Source organism: Janibacter sp. DB-40 (assembly GCF_029510815.1).
GTDB lineage: Bacteria > Actinomycetota > Actinomycetes > Actinomycetales > Dermatophilaceae > Janibacter.
Genome location: NZ_CP120360.1, coordinates 396447 through 418118, shown reverse-complemented (window position 1 = coordinate 418118; position 21672 = coordinate 396447). Strand labels below are relative to the sequence as shown.

The window sequence follows — 21672 nt, the reverse complement described above, 5'->3', positions numbered from 1 at the left end:
CGATCAGACGCGGCCGTAGCCGGAGACGCCGCTGAAGACCGGTCGGATGCTGACGGACTTGCCGCTGCGCGGGGAGTCGATCATCATCCCGTCACCGACGTAGATGCCCATGTGGTACGCGGGCGCGCCGAAGAAGACGAGGTCGCCCGGCTGCGGGTCGGACACCGGGGTGGCCATCTGGCGCTGCGCCTCGGTCGTGCGCGGGAGGGAGATGCCCGCCTTGGCGAAGACGTACTGGGTGAAGCCGGAGCAGTCGAAGCCGGAGGGGGTGGTGCCGCCGTAGACGTAGGGCGTGCCGATGTACTGCTTGGCGATGCCGATGACGCCACCGGAGGACGGCGCCGGGGCGGGGGCCGGGGCGCTCGGCTCGGACGAACCCTGCGAGGGGGCCTGACGCTCCTGCGAGCGGCTCGGGGCCGACTCCTGGCGCTCCTCGGCCTGCTCCTGGGCCTCCTGCTCCTGGGCGGCCTGCTCGGCAGCGGCCTCCTGCTCACGCTCCGCGGCCTCGCGCTCGGCGCGCTCGCGCAGCTCCGCCTCGGTGGGGCCAGTGGGCTTGGCGACGGGCTCGACGGCGACCTTGCCGAAGGACTCGGTGGCCTTCTCGGAGGCCTTCGCCGCGGGAGCGGTCACGGCCGCGGTCTGCTCGAGCGCCGTGACGGCCCGGTCGGAGGCGTTGGCCTGCACGGCGCTGACGGCCTGCGGCGCGGGCACGGTGTCGACGGGGCTCGCCTGCGCGGGGATGGCGATCGCGGCCACGAGGCCACCGGATGCGGCGATGACGGCCGATCCCTTGGCCAGTGGCGTGCCGGCCTCGGTGATGATCTGGCCGAGCTCGGTGGCCGGGTTGTAGCGACCGGGGGCGCGGTGGCGCCCGACGTTGTGGGACACAGTTGTCTACCTCTCCCGCCTACGAGGTCAGCTGTCGGGTTCGGGCCAGAGGTGCGGCCCGGTCCCGTGGCGGCAGGTCACCGTGGTGACCCGTCTCCGCGGGACTTCACCCCGAGGGGCATCTGCGATGCCCCGATGTGGGTCCCCCGCTCCTGCCAAGCGGTGTTCGTCAAAGCCCGTCAGTCGCGGTGGCAGGACTCGGCGCCGCTCGACGGATCCGCCCAGGGGAGGCGGACGCCCCGACCGTACATGGAGATCACGGGGATGTCACGCCACGGTCACGGAAGGTACCGGACGCGGTCAGGAGTCACCGCGCGACGGCCTCGACGAAGACGTGGTCGGCGACCTCGCGGGGCAGGGCCACTGCATCGGCGACGTCCGCGCCGTCGCGCTGGACGAGGATCCGGTCCTCGTCGTCGAGCGAGACCTGGACGACCACCCCGGGACGCAACTGCGCCTCGGTGAGCAGGGTCAGGGCGTCGGTGTCGACCTGGGCCGGCTCGCCGATGCGGCGTACCCGGACGTCCCCCACGGGGCCCGACTCCACGGCCACGCTCAGGCTCGTCATGCCCTCCAGGTAGTCGTCGACCTCGTCCTCACCGCTGAGCAGCTCGTCCAGACCCGGGATCGGGGTCCCGTAGGGCGACTCGCGGTGGTCGGGCAGGATCCCGAGGATCTTGCGCTCCACCCGCTCGCTCATCACGTGCTCCCACCGGCAGGCCTCCTCGTGGACGTGCTCCCACTCCAGGCCGATGACGTCGACGAGCAGGCGCTCGGCGAGGCGGTGCTTGCGCATCACGCGCGTCGCCAGCTGCTGGCCCTCGGCGGAGAGCACGAGCTGGCGGTTGGCCCCCAGGCTGACGAGGCCGTCCCGCTCCATCCGGGCGATCGTCTGCGAGACGGTCGGCCCCGAGTGGCCCAGACGCTCCGCGATGCGGGCACGCATCGGGGGGATGCCCTCCTCCTCGAGCTCGAAGATCGTGCGGAGGTACATCTCCGTGGTGTCGATGAGATCCTTCACAGGCTCCATCATGCCTTGTCCGTCCAGCGTCCGGGCCCGTCCGCGGGGCCGCCCACCCGCTCCCGATCGGCCCGGGAGACGAACACCCTCGCCCACCCCAGACCGGCGAGACCGACGACCCCGAGCGAGACGGCCGCGGCGGGCAGCGAGACCAGCGCGGTGACGGCGCTCAGCCCGAGCGACCCGCTCGCGTTCCCGGCCTCCCCCATGAGCCGCCACGCCCCGAGGAACTGGGCCCGGTCCTGCCGCGGGGCGGCGTCCGCCCCGAGGGTCATGACGATCCCCGCACCGAGGCCGTTGCCGATGGCCATGACGAGCGCGACGGCGAGCAGCGCCCCCTTCGTGTCCGCGAGGGGCAGCACGAGGAAGGAACCGGAGACGATGACCAGCAGCCCGGTGACGACCCAGACCCGGCCCAGACGATCCATCGCCCACCCACCCGGGTAGACGAGGAAGAGCTCCGCAATGCCGGCCACGACGAAGATCTGCGAGGAGTCCACGCCGTCGAGCCCGATGTGGATCGCCCACAACGGGAGGACGACGAGCCGGGCGGCGCGCAGGGCGGAGATGACGAGGACGGCGATCCCCTGGGTCAGCAGCAGTCGCACGTGCCGGCGCACGACGCGAAGCACCGCGGAGTGCGGCTCCGCGGCGCGGGCGCGCTCGTGCTCCCCCGTGAGGTCGGGGCTGGCCACGACCGTGACCAGCGAGGCCGCGGCGAGCACCGCCGCGACCGCGTACGCACCCTGCAGCCCCATCGGCCCGATCGCGAGCGCGCCGAGGGCGGGTCCGAGGAGCAGACCCGTGCGCATGGACCCGCCGAGCAGCGACATCCCCCGCGCGAGCCGCTCGCCCGGCAACACGTCGATCATGAAGCCCTGCCGGGCAAGGAAGAAGGCGCTCGACGCGAACCCGCTCGCGAGCAGGGCGAGCGCCATCAACCACAGGCTCGGCGCCCAGCCGGCGACCACCAGTGCGACGACGTCGATCATCCCGGCGCGCACCAACGTCGCCCGCTCCCCGATCCGCGCGACGAGCGAGCCCGCCGGCAGCACCCCGAGGAGCTGGCCGACCCCGGTGAGCGCGACGACGAAGGCGGCCGTCCCCAGGTCGGCGCCGAGCTCGTCCGCACGCAGCGCGGCGACCGGCATGACGGCACCCATCGCTCCGGCGGACAGCAGGGTGGGGCCGAAGGCCGGGATGGCGATCCGCCGCCAGGCGAACTCGTCGGTCACGGGCCCGTGTCCCCCTTCGTGGTCTGGTCGATAGGTTGGCGTGGTGCACACCACAGCCACGCCGACGATCGTCCCCGACCGCCGAGCCGGCCCGCCCGGGTGCGGCAACGGCGGCTGGGTCAGCGGGATGCTCAGCGAGCGTCTCGAGGACCTCGTCCCGACCGATGGGGGCCCGACCACGGTGACGGTACGCCTCAGCGCCCCCACCCCGCTGAACCGCCCGCTGCGGTGGGAGGTCGACGGCACCGTCGACGAGCCCGACGAGCTGGCCGTCCACCTCCTCCACGGGGAGACCCTCCTCGGGACCGCCCGGCGCACCGGGGAGCCGACAGCGGAGATCCCGTCGCCGGTCACGCTCGAGGCTGCACGGACCGCCGCCGCGACCTTCGACCCGGCCGGACACCCCTTCCCCGGCTGCTACGTGTGCGGCCCGGACGCGCCCGAGGGGCTGCACGTGTACGCGAGCCCGGTGGCCTCGCGACCGGGCCTGCTCGCCTCCCCGGTCACCCTGAGCGAGGAGGGCCTGCCGCCGGTCCTCGCCGCCCTGGACTGCCCGGGGGCCTTCGCCTCGGGGATCGACGAGGACCCGCTGCTGCTCGGTACCTTCGTCGTGTCGGTCCACGCCGACGTCCCCCGCGACCGGGAGCTCGTGGTCACCGCCTGGTCCACCGGTCGCGAGGGCCGCAAACGCTGGTCGGGCACGGCTTTGCACGACGGCGACCGGCTGCTCGCGAGCGCCGCCGCGACGTGGATCGCCGTCCCGCGCGACCTCATCCCCGGAACCGCACCCGCAGCCTGATCCCCCTTCGTCACCGAGGAGTCCCCATGTCCCGACCGCTCGCCCTCGTCACCGGCGCCAGCTCCGGCATCGGCGCCGCCACCGCACGAGCCCTCGCCGCGGCCGGCCACGAGGTCGTCTGCGCGGCCCGTCGCACCGACCGGATCAGCGACCTGGCCACCGAGATCGACGGTCGCGCCGTCACCTGCGATGTCACCGATGCCGACGACGTGGCCGCCCTCGTCGAGGAGATCGGGGGCCGCCTCGACGTCCTCGTCAACAACGCCGGCGGCGCGTACGGCCTCGACCCGGTCGCCTCGGCCGACATCGAGGACTGGCGCACGATGTACGAGGTCAACGTGATCGGCACCCTGCGCGTGGTCCAGGCGCTGCTGCCCGCGCTCGTCGCCGGCGAGGGGATCATCGTCAACGTCGGCTCGACCGCCGGGCGGATCTCCTACGAGGGCGGCGCGGGGTACACCGCCGCCAAGCACGGCCTGGCCACGATGACCGAGACGATGCGCCTGGAGCTGGTCGACCAGCCGGTGCGCATCACCGAGATCGCACCGGGCATGGTCCACACGGAAGGCTTCTCGCTGACCCGGTTCAAGGGTGACGCCGAGCGCGCCGAGAAGGTCTACGAAGGCGTCGCCGAGCCCCTCGTCGCGGAGGACGTCGCCGATGCCATCACCTGGATGGCCACCCGCCCGCCGCACGTCAACGTCGACCTGCTCGTGATCAAGCCCCGCGCGCAGGCAGCCCAGCACAAGGTCCACCGGGAGTCCTGATGACCACACGACCGAGCCCCTCCACCCCCGAGTCCGTCTTCACCTATGCCGCGCCGAAGCTGAAGTTCGGCCCCGGCTCCGTCGCCGAGATCGGCCACGACGTCGCCGCCCTCGGCGCGCGCACCGTCCTCGTCGTCACCGACCCACAGCTGGTCGCGACCGGCCACCCGGAGCGGGTGGCGCAGGCGCTGCGATCGGTCGGGCTCGTCGCGGAGGTCCACGACTCGGCCGCGGTCGAGCCGAGCGACGCGTCGCTGGCCACGGCCGTCGAGCGGGCGAAGGGGGCGCCCCGCCCCGACGTCGTCGTCGCCGTGGGTGGCGGGTCGGCCATCGACACGGCCAAGGCGGTCTCGCTGCTGCTGAGCAACCCCGGCGAGCTCATGGACTACGTCAACGCACCGGTCGGGGGCGGTCGGGCGCCGGAGCACCCGGTGCTGCCGGTCGTCGCGGTCCCGACGACCACCGGCACGGGCAGCGAGTCGACGACGATCTGCGTCCTCGACGTGCTCGCGGCCAAGGTCAAGACGGGCATCAGCCACGAGCGGCTGCGGCCGGTGCTCGCGGTCGTGGACCCGGAGCTGACCGCGACCCAGCCGCCCGGCGTCACCGCCTCGGCCGGGATGGACATCCTGTGCCACGCCCTCGAGTCGTGGACGGCCCGCCCCTACACCAGCTACGAGCACAAGAGCGCCGAGCAGCGGGTGCCGTACTGCGGCGCGAACCCGATCGCGGACATGTACGCGGAGCGGGCGATGCGGCTGCTCGCCGGCGCCTTCCGGTCGGCCGTCGCGGGCGAGGAGTCGGCGCGGACCGACATGGCCCTGGCGGCGACCTTCGCTGGGATGGGCTTCGGCAACGCGGGCGTGCACGTGCCGCACGCCAACGCCTACCCCGTCGCCGGCCGCGTCCACGACATCGGCTCGGACTTCCGGCCCGCGGGCTACGCCGCGAGCGAGGCCATGGTCCCGCACGGGATGGCGGTCGCCTCGACGGCACCGGCGGCCTTCGAGATGACCTTCGGCGCCAACCCGGAGCGGCACCTGACGGCGGCGGCCTGGCTCGACCCGCAGGGCCTCGACGCGGACGTCGCCCCTCCGCAGCGGCTGCCGGCCGTGCTCCGCCGGCTCATGCGCGACATCGACCAGCCCTCGGGCCTGGCGGAGATCGGCTACACCGACGCGGACGTCGACGGCATCGTCTCCGGGACCATGCAGCAGCAGCGCCTGCTCGCCACCGCCCCGCGCGAGATCACCGAGGAGGACATCGCCGGCGTGGTCCGGGCGTCGATGCACCACTGGTGAGGTGGATGGCCCGCTGTGGGTTCCGCGGGTGGAGGATCGCGCTCGTCCTTGGCGCACCGCCCGGACTCGTTTGGTCTGCACCGAGCCTTGTCATGACGGTCCGGGCGGCGGCCTGAGTCGGACGAACCCGACCCTCCACCCGCTCCAGCGGTAGCGGGCGATGTGTGGTGTCCGTCCGACTCAGGCCGAAGTCCGCACTCTGCACTCACGCGGCGGATGTACCTGCTCGTGCGGACTTCGCGCCAAGGACGGGCACCATCCGTCGCCCGCGGACGCGCCGGACCGCGTCAGGGTTGCAGGCGCTCGACCCGCCAGGCGCTCGCGTCGTCGAGGCCGCCGTCGCCCACGCGGGTCCAGCGGAAGCGGTCGTGCAGCCGGTTGCTGCGGCCGGCCCACGCCTCGAGCTCGTCGCAGACGATCCGCCAGCCGCCCCAGAAGTCCGGTCGCGGCACGTCCTGCCCCTCGTAGCGCGCCTCGATCTCGGCCCATGCCCGCTCGAGCGGGCCACGGCCCTCGACCGGCTGCGACTGGTTCGAGACCCACGCACTGAGCTGCGAGCCCCGCGGCCGGTCGGTGAAGTAGGCGTCGATCTCGGCGTCCCCCACGCGCTCGGCCCGCCCGCGGAAACGGATCGCGCGGAACATCGAGGGCCAGGTCAGGGTCGCGGCGATGACGGGGGCGGCCTGCAGCTGGCGGGACTTCGTCGACTCGAGGTTGGTGACGAAGCCCGGCCCGTCCGCGTCGAGGAAGCGCATGAGCACCGTGCGCACGTCCGGGCGGCCGTCGGCATCGACCGTCGCGACCGCGAAGGACAGCGGCTCGGGCACGTCACCGCGGTCGACCTGCCGCGCGCGGGCGGCGTCGATCCACGTCGTCACCAGGGCGAAGGGGGCAGCCGGCACCTCGTCCTCGGTCAGCCCCTCGCCGGAGTAGTCGACGTGGTCCGGGTTCGGCGGGGTGCGCGGGATGATCCCGTCCGGGGAGTCACTCATGGCGCCAGCGTACGGCGGTGGCTTCGAGACGCTTGCTGCGCAAGCTCCTCAGCCAGCGTTGAGACGCTGCGCACGCTCCTCAGCCGGCGTGGCAGGGCTCAGCGGTGGGTCGCCTCGACCAGGCGCGGGGTCAACCACGTCCAGACGCTCGCCGCGCCGGCCGGGGAGTAGTGCACCGTGTCCTCGTAGAGCTGGATGCCGTTGACCTCGCCGGTGTAGCCGTCGGCACACAGTGCGCCGTGCAGGTCGAGCACCTCGCGGTCGACGCCGGCGGTCGGCTCGGCGCCGGCTCCCTCCCCCTTCGCCCACGCGGTGACGGTCTCGTTGACCCAGGCGATGTTGGCCGGGTCGGAGATCGGGCCGGCGAACTGCCGCAGGGCGGGGTCGAGCTTGTTCGGGTCGACCTGCCGGCACGGCATCGTGGCGACCTGCACGTCGGTCACCCCGGCCCCCTTCGCCCGCTGCTCGATGTCGGTGAGGGTGCGCTTGATCAGCTCGGCCGCCTGCGGGCTGCGGGACTCGACGAGCTCGCCGTCGACCTCATGGTCGCCGAGGAACTGGACGCCGGGCAGCACGAGCAGGCTCTGCGAGCCGGCCTCCTCGACCTTCGCCGGCCACCCGCTGCGCCACTCGTCGCAGCCCTGGTACTCGGCCATGGGCTCGCCGTCGGCGACGAGCGGGGCGTCGATGAGGTCGCACCCGATCCGGGCCTGGTTGCTCAGCGTCACGCCCGGGTAGTCCTCGCCGCGCCAGCCCTTGGCCAGGGAGACCCCGACGGAGTCGCCGAGCAGGGCGATGTCGACCGGCGGGTCGGCGCGGGTGAACTCACCGTCGGAGGCGACCAGCGGCGGGACGTCGAGGTCGGCCGTGCTCACCGGTCGGGTGACGGTGAACGCGGCGAGGACCGCCACGGCGACGGTCCCGGCCACCGGCACCCACCACACCGGGACACCACCACGACGGGCTCGTCGACCACGACGCCCGGCCGGGCGCCGACGCAGGCGGTCGGGCAGGAGCACCCCGAAGCCGTGCTGGAGCACCGGGACCTCGAGCCACCTGAAGGAGACGAAGGCGACGACGACGGTCACGGCCAGCTGGACGAGGACGGAGACCGCGAGCGGCAGCGCCTCGAGCGCCGGGCCGAGCCAGAGGTGGATCGGCCAGTGGTAGAGGTAGAGCCCGTAGGTCATCTGGCCCAGCAGCGCAGCCGGCGCCCATCCGGCGATGCGGTTGACGAGCATCGGGCGCGGGTCGGTCGCGGTCAGCCCCATCATCCCGGCGCCGACCGCGAAGAGGAGCATGCCCCCGCTCGTGAAGAGCCACTCGCTGCGCGCCCCCACGACGAAGAAGGCCGACAGGGAGATGGCGAACCCGAGCACACCGATCACCTGCGTCATCGGGAGCGAAGGGCGCCGCCCCAGTCGCCCGCGATGGTCCCGTCCGATGAGCACGGCCATGGCGGCGCCGACGAGCAGGGCCTGCGCGCGGGTGTCGGTGCCGTAGTAGAGGCGCGAGAAGTCGACCCCGGAGCCGGCGAGGTGGGCGGTCCACCACGCGGACGCCAGCGCCAGCCCGGCCACGACGACGAAGCGACCGGTCCGGCTGCGCCGGAAGAGCAGGAACAGCAGCGCCACCAGGGCCGGCACGAGCAGGTAGAACTGCTCCTCCACGCCGAGGGTCCACGCGTGCCGCAGCGGCGAGGGGTTGCCGACCTGCTCGAAGTACGCGTCCTCCTGGCTGATCAGGCGCCAGTTCTGCACGAAGAACACCGTCGCGAGGACGTCACCCGCGTCGCGGTGCCGGTCGGCCGACCCCGCGAAGAACCCCGAGACGAGGATCGCGGAGCAGGTGACGAGCAGCGCGGGCAGCAGTCGCTCGGCCCGGCGACGGTAGAAGCGCAGGACGTCGATGGTGCCGTTCTTGGCGAACTCGGAGATGAGAAGTCTGGTGATCAGGTACCCGGAGAAGGCGAAGAAGTGGTTGATCCCGACCCAGCCGCCGACGAGTGCCGTGACGCCGAAGTGGTAGAGCAGCACGAGGACGACGAAGAGCCCGCGGTACCCGTCCAGGGCCGCGAGCCGTTGGGTGCCGGCGGAGGTGGTCAGCCCCCCGGTGATGCGGGTCAGGCTCATGGAGCCGCCTGCTCGTAGTTCTCGCTGACCCGGCCGAGGAGGTGGTCCCAGATCATCGGGGTGGCCTCGGGCGAGAAGTGCAGGTAGTCGTTGAAGACCTGGATGCCCTCGATCGAGTCCTGGTAGCCGTCGGAGCACAGCGCCCCGTGCAGGTCGATCAGCTCGACGTCGTCGTGACCGGCGGCCCATTCCTCGAGGAGGGCATTGATCTGCTCGGGCTCCTTGTACTCCTGCACGACCTGCGGGCTGGAGTCGAAGATGACCCGGAACTCCTCGGGGATGGACTCCTTGACCGGCTTGCGGCAGGGGACGTTGACCAGTTGCACCTGCTCGGCGCCGGCCGCGATCGCCTCGTCGTGCACGGTGTCGAGCCGGTCGGTGATCAGCTCGAGGTAGGCCTCGTCGTCGAGCCACAGGCGCTCGCCGTCGACGACGTGCGGCACGGTCAGCAGCGGTGAGGCGAAGACGAGCAGGACCTCGTCCCCGGCCTGCTCGAACTGCTGCGGCCACTCCTTCTTCATCGTCACGCACTCGGGCTGGTTGCCCATCTGGAAGCCCGGCGCCCAGCTGATCGGTGCCGCCAGCAGGTCACACCCCTCCTTGGCGTAGTTGTGCACGGTGACGCCGGGGAAGGCCTCCGCCGGGAAGCGGTCCGCGAGGTAGTAGGGGACGGAGTCGCCGTAGACACCGATGCGGGCCGGCTCCTTCGGCTCGTACTCCGCCTGGCCCTCGACGAGCTCCGGGGGCGGGCCGGCCGGGACGGCGGCGACCGGCGGCGGACCCGCGGGCCCGGGCGCGCTCTGCGCGACGGCGAAGCCGGTGCCGGCGAGGACGACGACGGGCGTCATGACGGCTGCGGCGGCGCCGGATGCGGACCGAACCGACGGGAAGAGGCCGCGCACCCCCTTCTTGATGACGGGACGCTCGACGTAGGTGTAGGACAGGTGGGCGATGCCCACCGTCAGCGCTGCACACACGGCGAAGTTCACGACGGCGTTGCCGGTGAGGCGGTCGTTGCCGAAGGCCAGCCAGATCGGCCAGTGCCACAGGTACAGCCCGTACGAGAGGCGACCGGCGTGGGCGAGCGGCCGCCACCCGAAGACGGTGTGCACCCAGCTGGGGCGGTCGTCGACGCATGCGATGACGAGCAGCGCCGAGCCGAGGGCGAAGAAGAACATGCCGCCGGCGTTGAACATCCAGCCCGAGTAGGGCCCGACGAGGAGGAACGAACCGACGCTGGAGGCCACCCCGATGATCCCGGCGGCCATGACGACCGGCCGGGAGAAGGTCGGGATGCGGCCGGTGGCCCCGGGCGCCAACCAGACGCCGAGGGCCGCCCCGATGAAGAGCGCCTGCGCGCGGGTGTCGGTGCCGTAGTAGACGCGCGGGTAGTCGCTCGCGTCGTGGAAGCCGACCATCGCGGTCCACACCGCGCTCGCCACGGCCCCGAGGAACAGGACGAGGGTGATCAGGCGGCGTGAGCGCGCGAGCACCATGAGACCGAGGATGACGAAGGGGACGAAGACGTAGAACTGCTCCTCGATGGCCAGCGTCCAGGCATGGCGAAGGGGGGAGGCCCCGCCCTGGGTGCCGAAGTACTGGTCCCCCTCGCCGATGAGGCGCCAGTTCATGACGTAGCCGAGGGTGGCGAGCACGTCACCGCCGATCGCGCGCCGCACGGTCTCGTCCGCCCAGAGCAGCGCGTAGGTGACGATGAACCCGAGGACGAGGAAGAGCGCCGGCAGCAGCCGACGGGCGCGGCGCTTGTAGAAGGCGAGCGCATCGATGTCGCCGCGCGTGACCTTCTCCTCGACGAGGATCCGGGTGATGAGGAAGGCGGAGAGGACGAAGAAGAGGTTGATGCACACCCACATGCCCGCGAGCTGGTCCACACCGAAGTGGTAGGCCATGAAGCAGAGCATGAACAGGCCACGGACGCCGTCCAGCGCCGGGCTGTATCCCAGCCGTGAGCGTGCCACCCGCGCTCCTGTCGTCTCTCTCGTCCGTGATCCCCGCCGACCGTCCCCGGCGCGCCGTCCGTGTGGGACTCGGGGAATGCTACCGGCAGGTCGTCTCGGGGACAGGGGCGTGCGTCACAGGGCGGAGAGTGCACAATGGGCGCTGCAGACGCTGAACTGGAGGCACCACCATGTCCGACACCGATGTCAAGCACGGGCTCGAGGGCGTCATCGCCTTCGAGTCCCGTATCGCCGAGCCCGACAAGGCCGGCGGAGCCCTGCGGTACCGCGGGGTCGACATCAACGACCTCGTGGGCAAGGTCTCCTTCGGGCGGGTCTGGGGCCTGCTCGTCGACGACTCCTTCGACCCGGGTCTGCCGCCCGCCGAGCCCTTCCCGCTCCCCGTGCACAGCGGTGACATCCGGGTCGACGTGCAGTCCGCGCTCGCCCAGCTCGCACCGCTGTGGGGCTTCCGCCCGCTCCTCGACGTCGACGACGCACAGGTGCGCGAGGACCTCGCGCGCGCGTCCGTCATGGCGCTGTCCTTCATCGCCCAGTCCGCGCACGGCCAGGACAAGCCGATGGTCCCGCAGTCGCGCGTCGACGAGGGCAAGAACATCGTCGAGCGCTTCATGATCCGCTGGCGCGACGAGCCGGACCCCAAGCACGTCGAGGCGATCGACGCCTACTTCACCTCCGCCGCCGAGCACGGGATGAACGCCTCCACCTTCACCGCCCGCGTCATCGCCTCCACCGGCGCCGACGCCGCGGCATGCCTCTCCGGCGCGGTCGGGGCGATGTCCGGCCCGCTGCACGGCGGCGCACCCTCGCGGGCGCAGCACATGATCGAGGGGGTCGAGCGCACCGGCGACGCGACGACCTACGTCAAGAACGCGCTGGACAACAAGGAGCGCCTCATGGGCTTCGGGCACCGCGTCTACCGCGCGTACGACCCCCGCGCCGCGGTCCTGCGCGACACCTGCAAGCGGCTGGGAGCACCGCGCTACGAGGTCGCCCTGGAGCTGGAGAAGGCCGCCATCGCCGAGCTGGCCGAGCGCTACCCGAACCGCACGATGGAGACGAATGTCGACTACTGGGCCGCGGTCCTGCTCGACTTCGCCGAGGTCCCCGGCGACATGATGACCCCGCTCTTCGTCTGCGCCCGCACGGCCGGCTGGTCCGCGCACGTGCTGGAGCAGAAGCGCACCGGCCGCCTCATCCGCCCGAGCAGCAACTACATCGGTCACGGTCCGCGGGCGGTCACGGACGTCGCCGGCCACGACCAGCTGCCCACCACCTGACCGAAGGATCGCCGTGCGCCTGACCCCACCACTGCTCGCCGCCGCCCTCGCCCTGACCATCGCAGGGTGCGCCGACGAGGCGGGTCCGGGGCCGACCGCAGCGCAGAGCGAGCCCGCGGAGTCCGGGCAGTCGACGCAGACCCCGACCGCGGAGGAGTCGTCCGACCCCTCCCCCGCCGGCGAGCAGACCTCGCCGGACTCCGCGACGCAGGAGGCGCCGGCTTCGACGCCGACCAACACGGGCAAGCCCTTCGACCCGGAGGAGTTCACCACCCGGCTCGAGGCAGCCGTCGCCGAGACGCCGACGGTGGACGTCGACGTCCGGGTCCAGATGGACGAGGCCATGAGCGCCACCGCGAAGGGCGAGCAGGACCTCGCCCGCAACGCCCTCAACATGCAGGTGGACCTGGGCGGACATCAGCTGGGTTACCTGCTCGTCGACGGTCAGTACTACCTCGCGCAGCCGCCGAAGTGGGTCCCGGTCGAGAAGGACTCCGACGACCCCATGGTCGAGCGAACCCTGCAGCAGATCCAGATCCTGAGCATGCGCAACCAGCTCGACGCCTTCACGGCCGGGGTCGAGCAGGCCGGGGTCAAGGGCAAGGAGAAGGTCGACGGGGTCCGGACGACGCACTACACCGCCAAGGTCGACTCGCAGCAGGCGCTGGCCGAGCTCGGTATGGACAAGGCCCCGGGCACGGCCGACGCCATCCTCTACGACATCTGGCTCGACGACGAGGACCTCATCCGCAAGATGTCCTTCTCGGCCAACGGTGTCACCGCGGTGGTGACCGCCGGGGAGTGGGGCGCGCCGGTGAGCATCAGCACGCCGAAACCGTCCGAGATCGCCGAAGCGCCGGAATCCGGGACGCCCTGACCCCCACCACCGCTCGTGGGGGACAATCCGTGGCGTGAGCGACCAGATCCGCATCCCGACCGCCCTCCTCCCCCGCGACGGGCGCTTCGGCTCCGGCCCGTCGAAGGTGCGCCCCGAGCAGTTCGAGCACCTGCAGCAGATCGCCACCACGGTCATGGGCACCTCCCACCGGCAGGCCCCGGTCCGCTCGATCGTCGGCTCCCTGCGCGAGGGACTGGCTGCGCTCTTCGACCTCCCGGACGGTTACGAGGTCGTCCTCGGCAACGGCGGGGCCAGCGCGTTCTGGGACATCGCCACCCTGTGCCTGGTCCGGGAGCGCTCGCAGCACCTCGTCTTCGGCGAGTTCTCCGGGAAGTTCGCGACGGCCGCCGCGCACGCCCCCTTCCTCGCCGATCCGAGCATCCGCTCGGCCGAGCCCGGGTCGCTGACCCTCGCGGTTGCCGAGGCGGGCGTCGACGCCTACGCCTGGCCGCACAACGAGACCTCGACGGGCGTCATGGCGCCGGTGGTGCGCCCCGAGGGCGCCGACCCGGACGCGCTCGTCCTCGTCGACGGGACGTCTGGTGCCGGCGGGCTGCCCGTGGACATCACGCAGACCGACGCGTACTACTTCGCCCCGCAGAAGTCCTTCGCCTCCGAGGGTGGGCTGTGGTTCGCCGTGCTCAGCCCGGCGGCCGTCGCCCGCGCCGAGGAGCTCGCGGCCACCGACCGGTGGGTCCCCGCCTTCCTGTCGCTGACGAGCGCGATCGACAACTCCCGCAAGGACCAGACGCTCAACACCCCGGCGATCGCCACGCTCGCGCTGATGGACGACCAGGTGCGGTGGATGAACGAGTCGGGCGGGCTGGACTTCGCCACCGCCCGGACGGCCGATTCCTCGACCCGCGTCTACGACTGGGCGACGAAGGGGGCGCACACCACCCCCTTCGTCGTGGACCCGGCGGCCCGTTCGCAGGTGGTGGCCACGGTCGACTTCGATCAGGAGGTCGACGCGGCCGCCATCGCGGCGGCATTGCGCCGCAACGGGATCGTCGACGTCGACCCCTACCGCAAGCTCGGTCGCAACCAGCTGCGGATCGGGATCTTCCCCGCGGTCGACCCGGAGGACGTCTCGGCGCTGCTGGCCTGCATCGACCACGTGGCCGACCGCATCTGACGCCGCAGGTGGAGGCCGCAGGAGCCTATGCAGCTGCAGGTAGGGGCGTGCAGAGGCTAGATCAAGGCGGCGACGGCCGCGACGATGACGAGCGCGAAGAGCACGAAGAGCGTCATGTTGCGCCGGAATCGCGGGGTCATCGGGCCGCGACCTCGGCGGGGGCATCGGGCGCCGCCTCGGCAGGGACATCGGGCGCCGGGCGGGTGACGCGCAGGTGCGGGCGTCGGGTCGAGGAGTAGCTCACCCGGACATTCTCGTGCCTGACCATCCAGCGGGCCACGGCGGCCAGCGTGATCCCCACCGCGATCGCGCCGACGCCGACGGTCCACCGGGGCCCGAGCACGTCACCGATGACACCGATGATTGGGGCGCCGATCGGCTTCCCGCCGACGAAGAGCGCCATGTACAGGGCCATGACGCGTCCGCGCATCGACGGGTCGCTGCGCATCTGCACCATCGCGTTGGCGGTGGTCGTCGCACTGAGCGCCGTCATGCCGCACGCAGCGAGGGCGATGGCGAAGGTCCAGTAGGTCGGGGCGAGCGCTGCCGCGGCGGAGGCCACGGTGAACCCGGTGAGCGAGATGAGCAGGACCCGCAGCCGGGGCTGGTTGCGACGGGCGGCGATGAGCGCGGCGCTGAGCGAGCCGACGGCCAGGATCGTGCCGAGCAGGCCGAAGCCCTGGGCACCACGGCCGAAGACCTCGGTGGCCATGAGCGCGATCGTGATCTGGAAGTTCAGACCGAAGGTGCCCAGCACGAAGACGAGCAGCAGCACGAGCAGGATGTCGGGGCGGCCGCGCACGTAGCGCAACCCCTCACGCACCCCACCGCGACCGGTGGCCCGTGGCGCCGGGCTCAGCTCGGCGGGCCGCATCAGGCTCAACGCGACCATCACCGCTCCAAAGGATGCGGCGTTGAGCAGCAGCGCCGGGCCGGACCCGAAGGCGGCGATGACCACACCGGCGACACCGGGCCCGGCAAGGCGGCCGAGGTTGAACGAGGCGCTGTTGAGCGCCACGGCGTTGGCCAGCCGGTCCATCGGGACCATCTCGGAGACGAAGGACTGGCGGGCCGGGTTGTCGAAGGCGGTGGCCAGGCCGGTCGCGAGGGCGATGAGGTAGAAGTGCCACAGCTGGGCTGCCCCGGTGACGACGAGGACGCCACCGACGAGCGCGGCGAGGCCGAGCATCGCCTGGCTGATCATCAGCAGTGTCCGCTTGGGTACGCGGTCGATGACGGACCCGGCCCACGGCGCGAGGACCAGCATCGGCAGGAACTGCAGGCCGGTGACGATGCCCAGTGCCGTCGCCGAGTGGTCGGTCAGATGGGTGAGCACGACCCAGTCCTGGGCGACACGCCCCATCCAGGTGCCGGTGTTGGAGACGACCCCGCCGGCGGCGTAGATGCGGTAGTTGCGCACGGAGAGGGAGGCGAAGGTCGGGCTCATCGGGCGGCGATCCTCCGCAGGATCTCCGTCGCCTCCACGAGGGTCGCCTGCTCGTCCGCGGTCAGCTCCTGCACGCGCTCGGACATCCAGCGACCACGCTGGCGGCGGATCTGCTGGAGGGAGGTGCGGCCGGCGGCGGTGAGCTCGACGAGGACGCGGCGGCCGTCGCTCGGGTCGTCGTGGCGCTCCACGAGGCCCTCGTCGACGAGGCAGCCGACGGTGCGGGTCATGCTCGGTGCAGAGACTCTCTCGACGTCGGCGAGCTCGCGCGGTGTCAGCGGCCCGCCCTCGAGGCGGGCGAGCACGCTGAGCTGGTGCGGCGCGATCTCGTCGGCGCTCTCGAAGCGGATGCGCCGGCTGATGCGCATGCACGCCAGGCGCAGGTCCTCGCTGAGGGCACTGACCCGCTTGGGGGTGAGTGTTCGGGTGGTGGTCTGGGTCAACGGGCTCCTTCCGACCGGCATCACGTTAGCAGAACTCATTACGTGTGCTAACTATTCCGGAGAAGTGCATGTTGGCTCCAGGCTTCTGCGAGGACCAACACCCGCCTTCGCAACTGCCTAGGCTTTTGCGAAGGGGGGAAGGCGCACCCGACCGCACCAGTCCGGAAACGAGATCAGGTGGTCGATTCGTGCGACTCCGGTGGCCGGGAGTCGCACGAATCGACCACCTGATGGGGTGGCCGCGGCTCAGCCGACGCCGAGCAGCCCCTTGATGGGGTCGATCGCGAAGTAGAGCACGAAGAGCACGGCGACGAGCCACATGAGCGGGTGGATCGCGGAGAACCTGCCGCGCACGATCTTGATGAAGACGTAGGTGACGAAGCCGGCCCCGATGCCCGCGGTGATCGAGTACGTGAAGGGCATGAGGATGATCGTCAGGAAGGCCGGGATCGCGATCTCCAGGTCGTCCCAGTCGATGTCCCTGACCTGCTGCATCATCAGGAATCCCACGAGCACGAGCGCCGGCGTCGCGGCCTCGTAGGGCACGACCGCGACGAGCGGCGAGAGGAAGGTCGCGAGCAGGAAGAGGATGCCGGTGACGACCGAGGCCAGACCCGTGCGGGCCCCCTCGCCCACACCGGAGGCGGACTCGATGTAGCTGGTGTTGGACGAGACCGAGGCGGCACCACCGGCGGCCGCGGCCAGGGAGTCGACGACGAGGATCCGCTGCGAGTTCGGCGGGTTGCCCTCCTCGTCGAGCAGGTCGCCCTCGGCGCCGACGGCGACCATCGTGCCCATCGTGTCGAAGAAGTCGGCGAGCAGGATCGTGAAGACGAGCAGCGACGCGGAGACGATGCCGATCTTGTCGAAGGACCCGAGCAGGCTGAAGTCACCGAGGAGACCGAAGTTCGGCGGGTCGACGACGTTCGTCGGGATGCTCGGGACGTTCAGCCCCCACCCGGTCGGGTTGACCATCTCGCCCTCGGCGTTGGTCTGGCTGCCGATGGTGAAGGCGGCCTCGACGATGATCGCGAGGATCGTCGTGCCGAGGATGCCGTAGAGGATCGCGCCGCGCACCCCGCGCACGTGCAGCGTGACGATGATGAAGAGGCCGACGACGAAGACGAGGAGCGGCCAGCCGGCGAGGAAGCCGCCGACACCCAGCTCGCCGAGGGGACCCCCTTCGGCCTTGCGCACGAAGCCGGCGTCAACGAGGCCGACGATGGTGATGAAGAGGCCGATGCCGACGCTGATGGCCACCTTCAGCGGGGCCGGCACGGCGTGCAGCACCGCCTTGCGGAAACCGGTGAGCACGAGCGCGAGGATGATCAGGCCCTCGAGCACGACCAGACCCATGGCGTCGGCCCAGGTCATCTCCGGCAGCTTGGCCACCCCGAAGGCGACGAAGGCGTTGAGCCCCAGCCCGGCCGCGAGCGCGAGCGGGTAGTTCGCGACGACGCCCATGAGCAGCGTCATCACGCCGGCGACGAGGGCGGTGGCCGCCGCGACCATCGCGAGGTTCGGCTCGTCACCGCCGCCGAGGAACCCACCCGTCGAGTCGGCCTGGGTACCGATGATCAGCGGGTTGAGGACCACGATGTAGGCCATCGTGAAGAAGGTCGCGACGCCACCGCGGATCTCGCGACCGATGGTGGAGCCGCGCTCGGCGATCTTGAAGTGGCGCTCGAGGACGGAGCCCTCGGTCGAGGGGCGCGCAGGGGTGCTCATGGGCGCCAATCGTAAGCGCGGTCGCGGTCCGACCCGTCAGAGGGCCTCGACGACCCCGTCGTCGAGGATCGGGGTGCCGACCTTCTCCGGCTCGGGGGCCGGCATGTCGACCTCGGAGTGCGCGCCGCAGCCGTGGTCCTTGCTGACGACGCCGCCGTCGCTCGGGCTCCACTCGTTGGCGCAGACACCGAAGACCCGGCGCAGCTCGCCGGGCATCGGCAGGAAGAAGCCGCACTCGCCGCAGGGGGCCGGGGCCTTGAGCGCGACCTCGGCCTTCGGGCCGTGCTTCCCGTCGTACCAGCGCTGGGCGGCGGCCTCGCGGCCCTCGGCGGAGAGCACGCGGGTACGGCCGAGACCGAGCTCCCAGAGGGCGACGGAGTCGACGTCCTCCTCGCCGGTGGCCTCGAAGCCCGCCTCGAGGTAGGGGTCGTCGTCGACCTTGGGGGTGACGTCACCGGGACCGACGTCGCCGGGGGCGAGGCGCTCGGACCACGGCAGCCACTCGGGGGCGAGGATCGCGCCCTCGCCCGGCAGCAGCTGGGACTCGCACACGGTCGCGGCCTTGGCGCGCGGGACCCGGGTGACGGTGACGGCCCAGCGCCAGCCGCCGTACCCGGGCAGGGTGGCCTCGAACCAGTGCGTGCCGAGGCGGTCGGCGTCGAGGGTGAAGCCGGCGTGCTCGCCGACACCCTCCCCCTTCGTCGCCTCGAGGAGCTCGCGCCGGGCGGGCTCGACGGCCGCCTCGAGGACGCTGTCGGTCTTGGTGCGGGGTGGCATGTCAGCCCTCCAGGTCGTCGGCGACGCGGCGCAGCACCTGGGCGAGCTTGGCGCCCTGGGCCTTGTCCGGGTAGCGACCGCGACGCAGTCCGTTGGAGACGTTGTCGAGCAGCTTGATGACGTCCTCGACGATGCCGACCATCTCGTCGGCCGGCTTGCGGTCACGCTGGCGCAGGTTCTGGGCCACGCTCGGCGGGGCGTCGAGGACGGTCACGGAGAGCGCCTGGGCGCCGCGGCGTCCCTCGACGATCCCGTAGTCGACGCGCGTGCCGCCCTTGATGGTCGACGTGCCCTCGGGCAGGGCGTTGGCGTGGAGGAAGACATCCTCGCCGTCGTCCCCGGAGATGAAGCCGAAGCCCTTCTCCGCGTCGTACCACTTGACCTTGCCAGTGGGCACCGTGCACCTCGTTGCTCGATAGTTCGTACTCGTGCTCAGGAATGGGTGCGCGTCGTCGGCGCACCCGTCACAAGGTTAACCCGTGGTGCTGCCCGGACCCCAACGGCGAGGGGGTCAGCCGACCTCGATGCCCCACTGGCCGGTCCAGGAGTCCCCCGGCCCGAGCGTGACGAGCCCCTCCCCCGAGCCGAAGGCGTCCGGCGGGCAGGACAGCGGCTCGACGGCGATGCCCGGGGCGTGCCCCTCGGGGCCTGCCGGCGTGGAGCGTCCGGTGAAGACCTGCACCCAGTCCAGCCCGGGCCCGCCCCACAGGCGCGTCGTCCGGTCGGCCTCGAGGGTGACCGTCCAGGAGCCGTCCGCGCCCCGCTCGAGACCGGTGTAGGCGTTGTCGATCTCGCGGTCGCCGAGCCCGTCCCCACCGCGCAGGTCGAAGGGGGAGTCCCCCACCTCGTGCGTCCCGACCGGCAGCTTGCGGTCGGGGTCGACGAGGACGACCCGGTCGGCGGGCACGGTGAGGCGCGCCTGCTGCGCAGGCGTGGCGCCGAGGGCGAGGTAGGGGTGGGCGCCGTAGCCGACCGGGGCGCTGTCCGGGCCGACGTTGGTGATGGTGGTGGAGCAGGTCAGCCCCCGCGGGTCGACCTGCCAGGCGACGCGCACCTCGAGGGCGAAGGGGTAGCCCGGCCGCGGGTGCACCGTGTGCCCCAGGACGATCCGGCCCTCATCGCGCTCGCTCGGGCGGAAGGACTCCCACCGCACGAGCCCGTGCGTGGCGTTGCCGGTGGAGCGCTCGGTGATCGGCAGCTCGTGGTCCCGGCCGGCGAAGCGGTAGCGACCGTCGCGGATCCGGTTGGGCCACGGCACGAGCAGCTGCCCGCGCCCGGCCGACGCCATCGCCTCCCGCGGGTACCCGGCCACGACGTCGACGCCGCCGACGGTGAGGGTGCGCAGTCCACCGCCGGCCTCGACGACGACGGCCTCGGTCCCGCCGCTCGTCAGCTGCCACTGGGTACCGGAGGGAGGGAGTGCCATGTCCCCAACATAGGCCGCGGGCCGCTCCCGCGCGCCGGGGAATCAGGTCGCCGGCCGTCGGCGGGGTGGGAGACCATGGGGCAGTGGTGACCACCTCCCTTCCCCGTGACGTGCCGGCCCGCGACATCGGTCCGGGCGTTCGCGGCTTCTGGCACGCCCTGCCGCGGGAGGGGCGCTTCCTGCTGTCCACCGTCGCGGTGCAGCACCTGGGCCGGGGGATGACGCTGCCCTTCACGGTCATCTACCTCAACGAGGTCCGCCAGCTCTCGCTCGAGACCGCCGGCACGGTCATGGCCGTCCTCGCCCTGGCGGCCGCGGTCCTCGCCGGCCCGATGGGCAGCCTGACCGACCTCGTCGGCGCCCGGTGGATGCTCATCCTCGCGGGCGTGAGCCAGAGCATCGGCGCCGTCGTCATGGCCTTCGCCACCAGCGCCGCCCCGGCCTTCGTCGCGGCGGTGCTCATGGGCCTGTCGGCGGGCATCGGCTGGGCCGCGGGCAACACCTTCATCTCCGCGCTCGTGCGCGGTCCGTTGCGGCAGCGCTACTTCGGGGTGAACTTCGCCCTGCTCAACCTCGGCATCGGCGCCGGTGGCCTCGTCGCCGGCATGTTCGTCGACGTCTCCCGACCGGTGACCTTCGAGGTGATCTTCATCGTCGACGCCGTCCTCATCCTCATCCCGGCCGTGTGGCTGCTCGGGCCGCTGAGGCACGTCACCGCCCGCTCCGAGCGGCCGGCCGAGGACACGTCGCCCGCGAGCTACGCGACCGTGCTGCGTCTGCCCGGCATGGGGTGGGTGCTGCTCATCGGCCTCGTCACCAGCTTCGTCGGGTACGGGCAGCTCGAGGCCGGGATCCCCGCCTTCGCGCGCAGCGTCTCGCAGGTGAGCACCGAGGCGGTCGGAGTGGCCTTCGCGGCCAACACGGCGGTCATCGTGCTGCTCCAGTTCTGGGTCCTCCAGCGGATCGAGGGCCACCGGCGCACCCGGGTCGGCCTGGTCATGCTCGGCGTCTGGGTCGTCGCGTGGCTCGTCCTCGGGGCGAGCGGGCTGCTGCGGGGCACGCTCGCCGCGGCCGTGCTCGTCGTCGCCTTCCTCGCCCTCTTCGGGCTCGGCGAGACCCTGCTGCAGCCGACGTTGCCCGCGATCACCAACGACCTCGCGCCCGACCACCTGCGCGGCCGGGTCAACGCCATCCAGTCGGCGGCCTTCATGTCCGGTGGCGTGGTCGGGCCGGTCGTCGCCGGCGTGCTGCTCGGACGCGGGCTCGACGTCGCGTTCATCGGCGTGGTCCTCGGTGGGCTGGCCCTCGTCGCGTGGCTGCTGTTGCGCCTGGAGCGGATCATCTCCCCGGAGGTCAACGGCGTGGCTCCCCACGACGCGCCGCGCCCCCCGGCCGACGCGACCGCCCCCTGACCCGCGGGACCC

19 protein-coding genes and 1 riboswitch are annotated in these 21672 nt (G+C 72.1%); of the genes, 7 read left to right on the top strand and 12 right to left on the bottom strand.

The features are described from left to right. Positions 1–3 precede the first annotated feature (3 nt). The 3 genes from PVE36_RS02020 to PVE36_RS02010 form a co-directional block, all read right to left on the bottom strand. Entirely contained in the window at positions 4–888 is an 885-nt protein-coding gene (locus PVE36_RS02020) for a C40 family peptidase (protein WP_277454254.1), read from the bottom strand. 1 nt (position 889) lies between these two features. Then, a riboswitch (cyclic di-AMP (ydaO/yuaA leader) is annotated at positions 890–1063 on the bottom strand. Positions 1064–1195: 132 nt separating this feature from the next. Continuing rightward, the gene (locus PVE36_RS02015) at positions 1196–1918 is read right to left on the bottom strand and encodes a metal-dependent transcriptional regulator (RefSeq protein WP_277455733.1); all 723 of its coding nucleotides are present in this window, start codon (positions 1916–1918) and stop codon (positions 1196–1198) included. Continuing rightward, on the bottom strand, positions 1918–3144 hold the full coding sequence (locus PVE36_RS02010) for an MFS transporter (protein WP_277454253.1): 1227 nt from the start codon (positions 3142–3144) through the stop codon (positions 1918–1920). Before PVE36_RS02010 ends, PVE36_RS02015 begins: the two co-directional genes overlap by 1 nt. Before the next feature lie 43 nt (positions 3145–3187). Here PVE36_RS02010 and PVE36_RS02005 point away from each other — a divergent pair, with 43 nt between their 5' ends. From PVE36_RS02005 to PVE36_RS01995, 3 genes are read left to right on the top strand one after another with little or no spacing between them, the layout of a single operon-like run. After that, on the top strand, positions 3188–3943 hold the full coding sequence (locus tag PVE36_RS02005; protein ID WP_277454252.1) for a hypothetical protein: 756 nt from the start codon (positions 3188–3190) through the stop codon (positions 3941–3943). Between the two features lie 26 nt (positions 3944–3969). Continuing rightward, complete coding sequence (locus PVE36_RS02000; protein WP_277454251.1) at positions 3970–4710, top strand: SDR family NAD(P)-dependent oxidoreductase; 741 nt, start codon at positions 3970–3972, stop codon at positions 4708–4710. Continuing rightward, the gene (locus tag PVE36_RS01995) at positions 4710–6011 is read left to right on the top strand and encodes a hydroxyacid-oxoacid transhydrogenase (RefSeq protein ID WP_277454250.1); all 1302 of its coding nucleotides are present in this window, start codon (positions 4710–4712) and stop codon (positions 6009–6011) included. The genes PVE36_RS02000 and PVE36_RS01995 overlap by 1 nt, the downstream gene beginning before the upstream one ends. 287 nt (positions 6012–6298) lie before the next feature. On the opposite strand, the gene pdxH is transcribed toward PVE36_RS01995, so the two are convergent. From pdxH to PVE36_RS01980, 3 genes are all read right to left on the bottom strand, one after another. Further along, positions 6299–7003 (bottom strand): pyridoxamine 5'-phosphate oxidase, encoded by a 705-nt coding sequence (gene pdxH / locus PVE36_RS01990; protein ID WP_277454249.1) that lies wholly within the window; start codon positions 7001–7003, stop codon positions 6299–6301. 98 nt (positions 7004–7101) lie between these two features. Further along, positions 7102–9135, bottom strand: a complete 2034-nt coding sequence (locus PVE36_RS01985) for an acyltransferase (RefSeq protein ID WP_277454248.1) — start codon at positions 9133–9135, stop codon at positions 7102–7104. Beyond that, positions 9132–11114, bottom strand: coding sequence for an acyltransferase family protein (locus PVE36_RS01980; RefSeq protein WP_277454247.1), 1983 nt, complete (start codon positions 11112–11114; stop codon positions 9132–9134). The genes PVE36_RS01985 and PVE36_RS01980 overlap by 4 nt, the downstream gene beginning before the upstream one ends. 170 nt (positions 11115–11284) lie before the next feature. Between PVE36_RS01980 and PVE36_RS01975 the strand changes: the two genes are divergently transcribed. The 3 genes from PVE36_RS01975 to serC are packed head-to-tail and all read left to right on the top strand — an operon-like array spanning position 11285 to position 14427. Continuing rightward, on the top strand, positions 11285–12394 hold the full coding sequence (locus PVE36_RS01975; RefSeq protein ID WP_277454246.1) for a citrate synthase 2: 1110 nt from the start codon (positions 11285–11287) through the stop codon (positions 12392–12394). Between the two features lie 13 nt (positions 12395–12407). Further along, positions 12408–13271 (top strand): hypothetical protein, encoded by an 864-nt coding sequence (locus PVE36_RS01970; protein WP_277454245.1) that lies wholly within the window; start codon positions 12408–12410, stop codon positions 13269–13271. A gap of 34 nt (positions 13272–13305) precedes the next feature. After that, complete coding sequence (gene serC, locus PVE36_RS01965) at positions 13306–14427, top strand: phosphoserine transaminase (RefSeq protein ID WP_277454244.1); 1122 nt, start codon at positions 13306–13308, stop codon at positions 14425–14427. A 136-nt stretch (positions 14428–14563) separates the two neighbouring features. Here the strand turns inward: serC and PVE36_RS01960 are convergent, their stop codons facing one another. From PVE36_RS01960 to PVE36_RS01935, 6 genes are all read right to left on the bottom strand, one after another. Then, complete coding sequence (locus tag PVE36_RS01960; RefSeq protein WP_277454243.1) at positions 14564–15874, bottom strand: MFS transporter; 1311 nt, start codon at positions 15872–15874, stop codon at positions 14564–14566. Then, complete coding sequence (locus PVE36_RS01955) at positions 15871–16317, bottom strand: MarR family transcriptional regulator (RefSeq protein WP_277454242.1); 447 nt, start codon at positions 16315–16317, stop codon at positions 15871–15873. The genes PVE36_RS01960 and PVE36_RS01955 overlap by 4 nt, the downstream gene beginning before the upstream one ends. A 246-nt stretch (positions 16318–16563) precedes the next feature. Then, complete coding sequence (locus PVE36_RS01950; RefSeq protein ID WP_277454241.1) at positions 16564–18045, bottom strand: NCS2 family permease; 1482 nt, start codon at positions 18043–18045, stop codon at positions 16564–16566. A gap of 36 nt (positions 18046–18081) precedes the next feature. Beyond that, positions 18082–18822 (bottom strand): DUF3027 domain-containing protein, encoded by a 741-nt coding sequence (locus PVE36_RS01945; protein ID WP_277454240.1) that lies wholly within the window; start codon positions 18820–18822, stop codon positions 18082–18084. A 1-nt stretch (position 18823) separates the two neighbouring features. Further along, positions 18824–19219, bottom strand: a complete 396-nt coding sequence (locus PVE36_RS01940) for a cold-shock protein (protein WP_277454239.1) — start codon at positions 19217–19219, stop codon at positions 18824–18826. 114 nt (positions 19220–19333) lie between these two features. Then, on the bottom strand, positions 19334–20248 hold the full coding sequence (locus PVE36_RS01935) for an aldose 1-epimerase family protein (protein WP_277454238.1): 915 nt from the start codon (positions 20246–20248) through the stop codon (positions 19334–19336). Between the two features lie 83 nt (positions 20249–20331). On the opposite strand from PVE36_RS01935, the gene PVE36_RS01930 reads away from it, so the two are divergent. Continuing rightward, positions 20332–21660: an MFS transporter gene (locus PVE36_RS01930; protein ID WP_277454237.1), complete on the top strand. Its 1329-nt coding sequence runs from the start codon at positions 20332–20334 to the stop codon at positions 21658–21660. Positions 21661–21672: the final 12 nt, after the last annotated feature.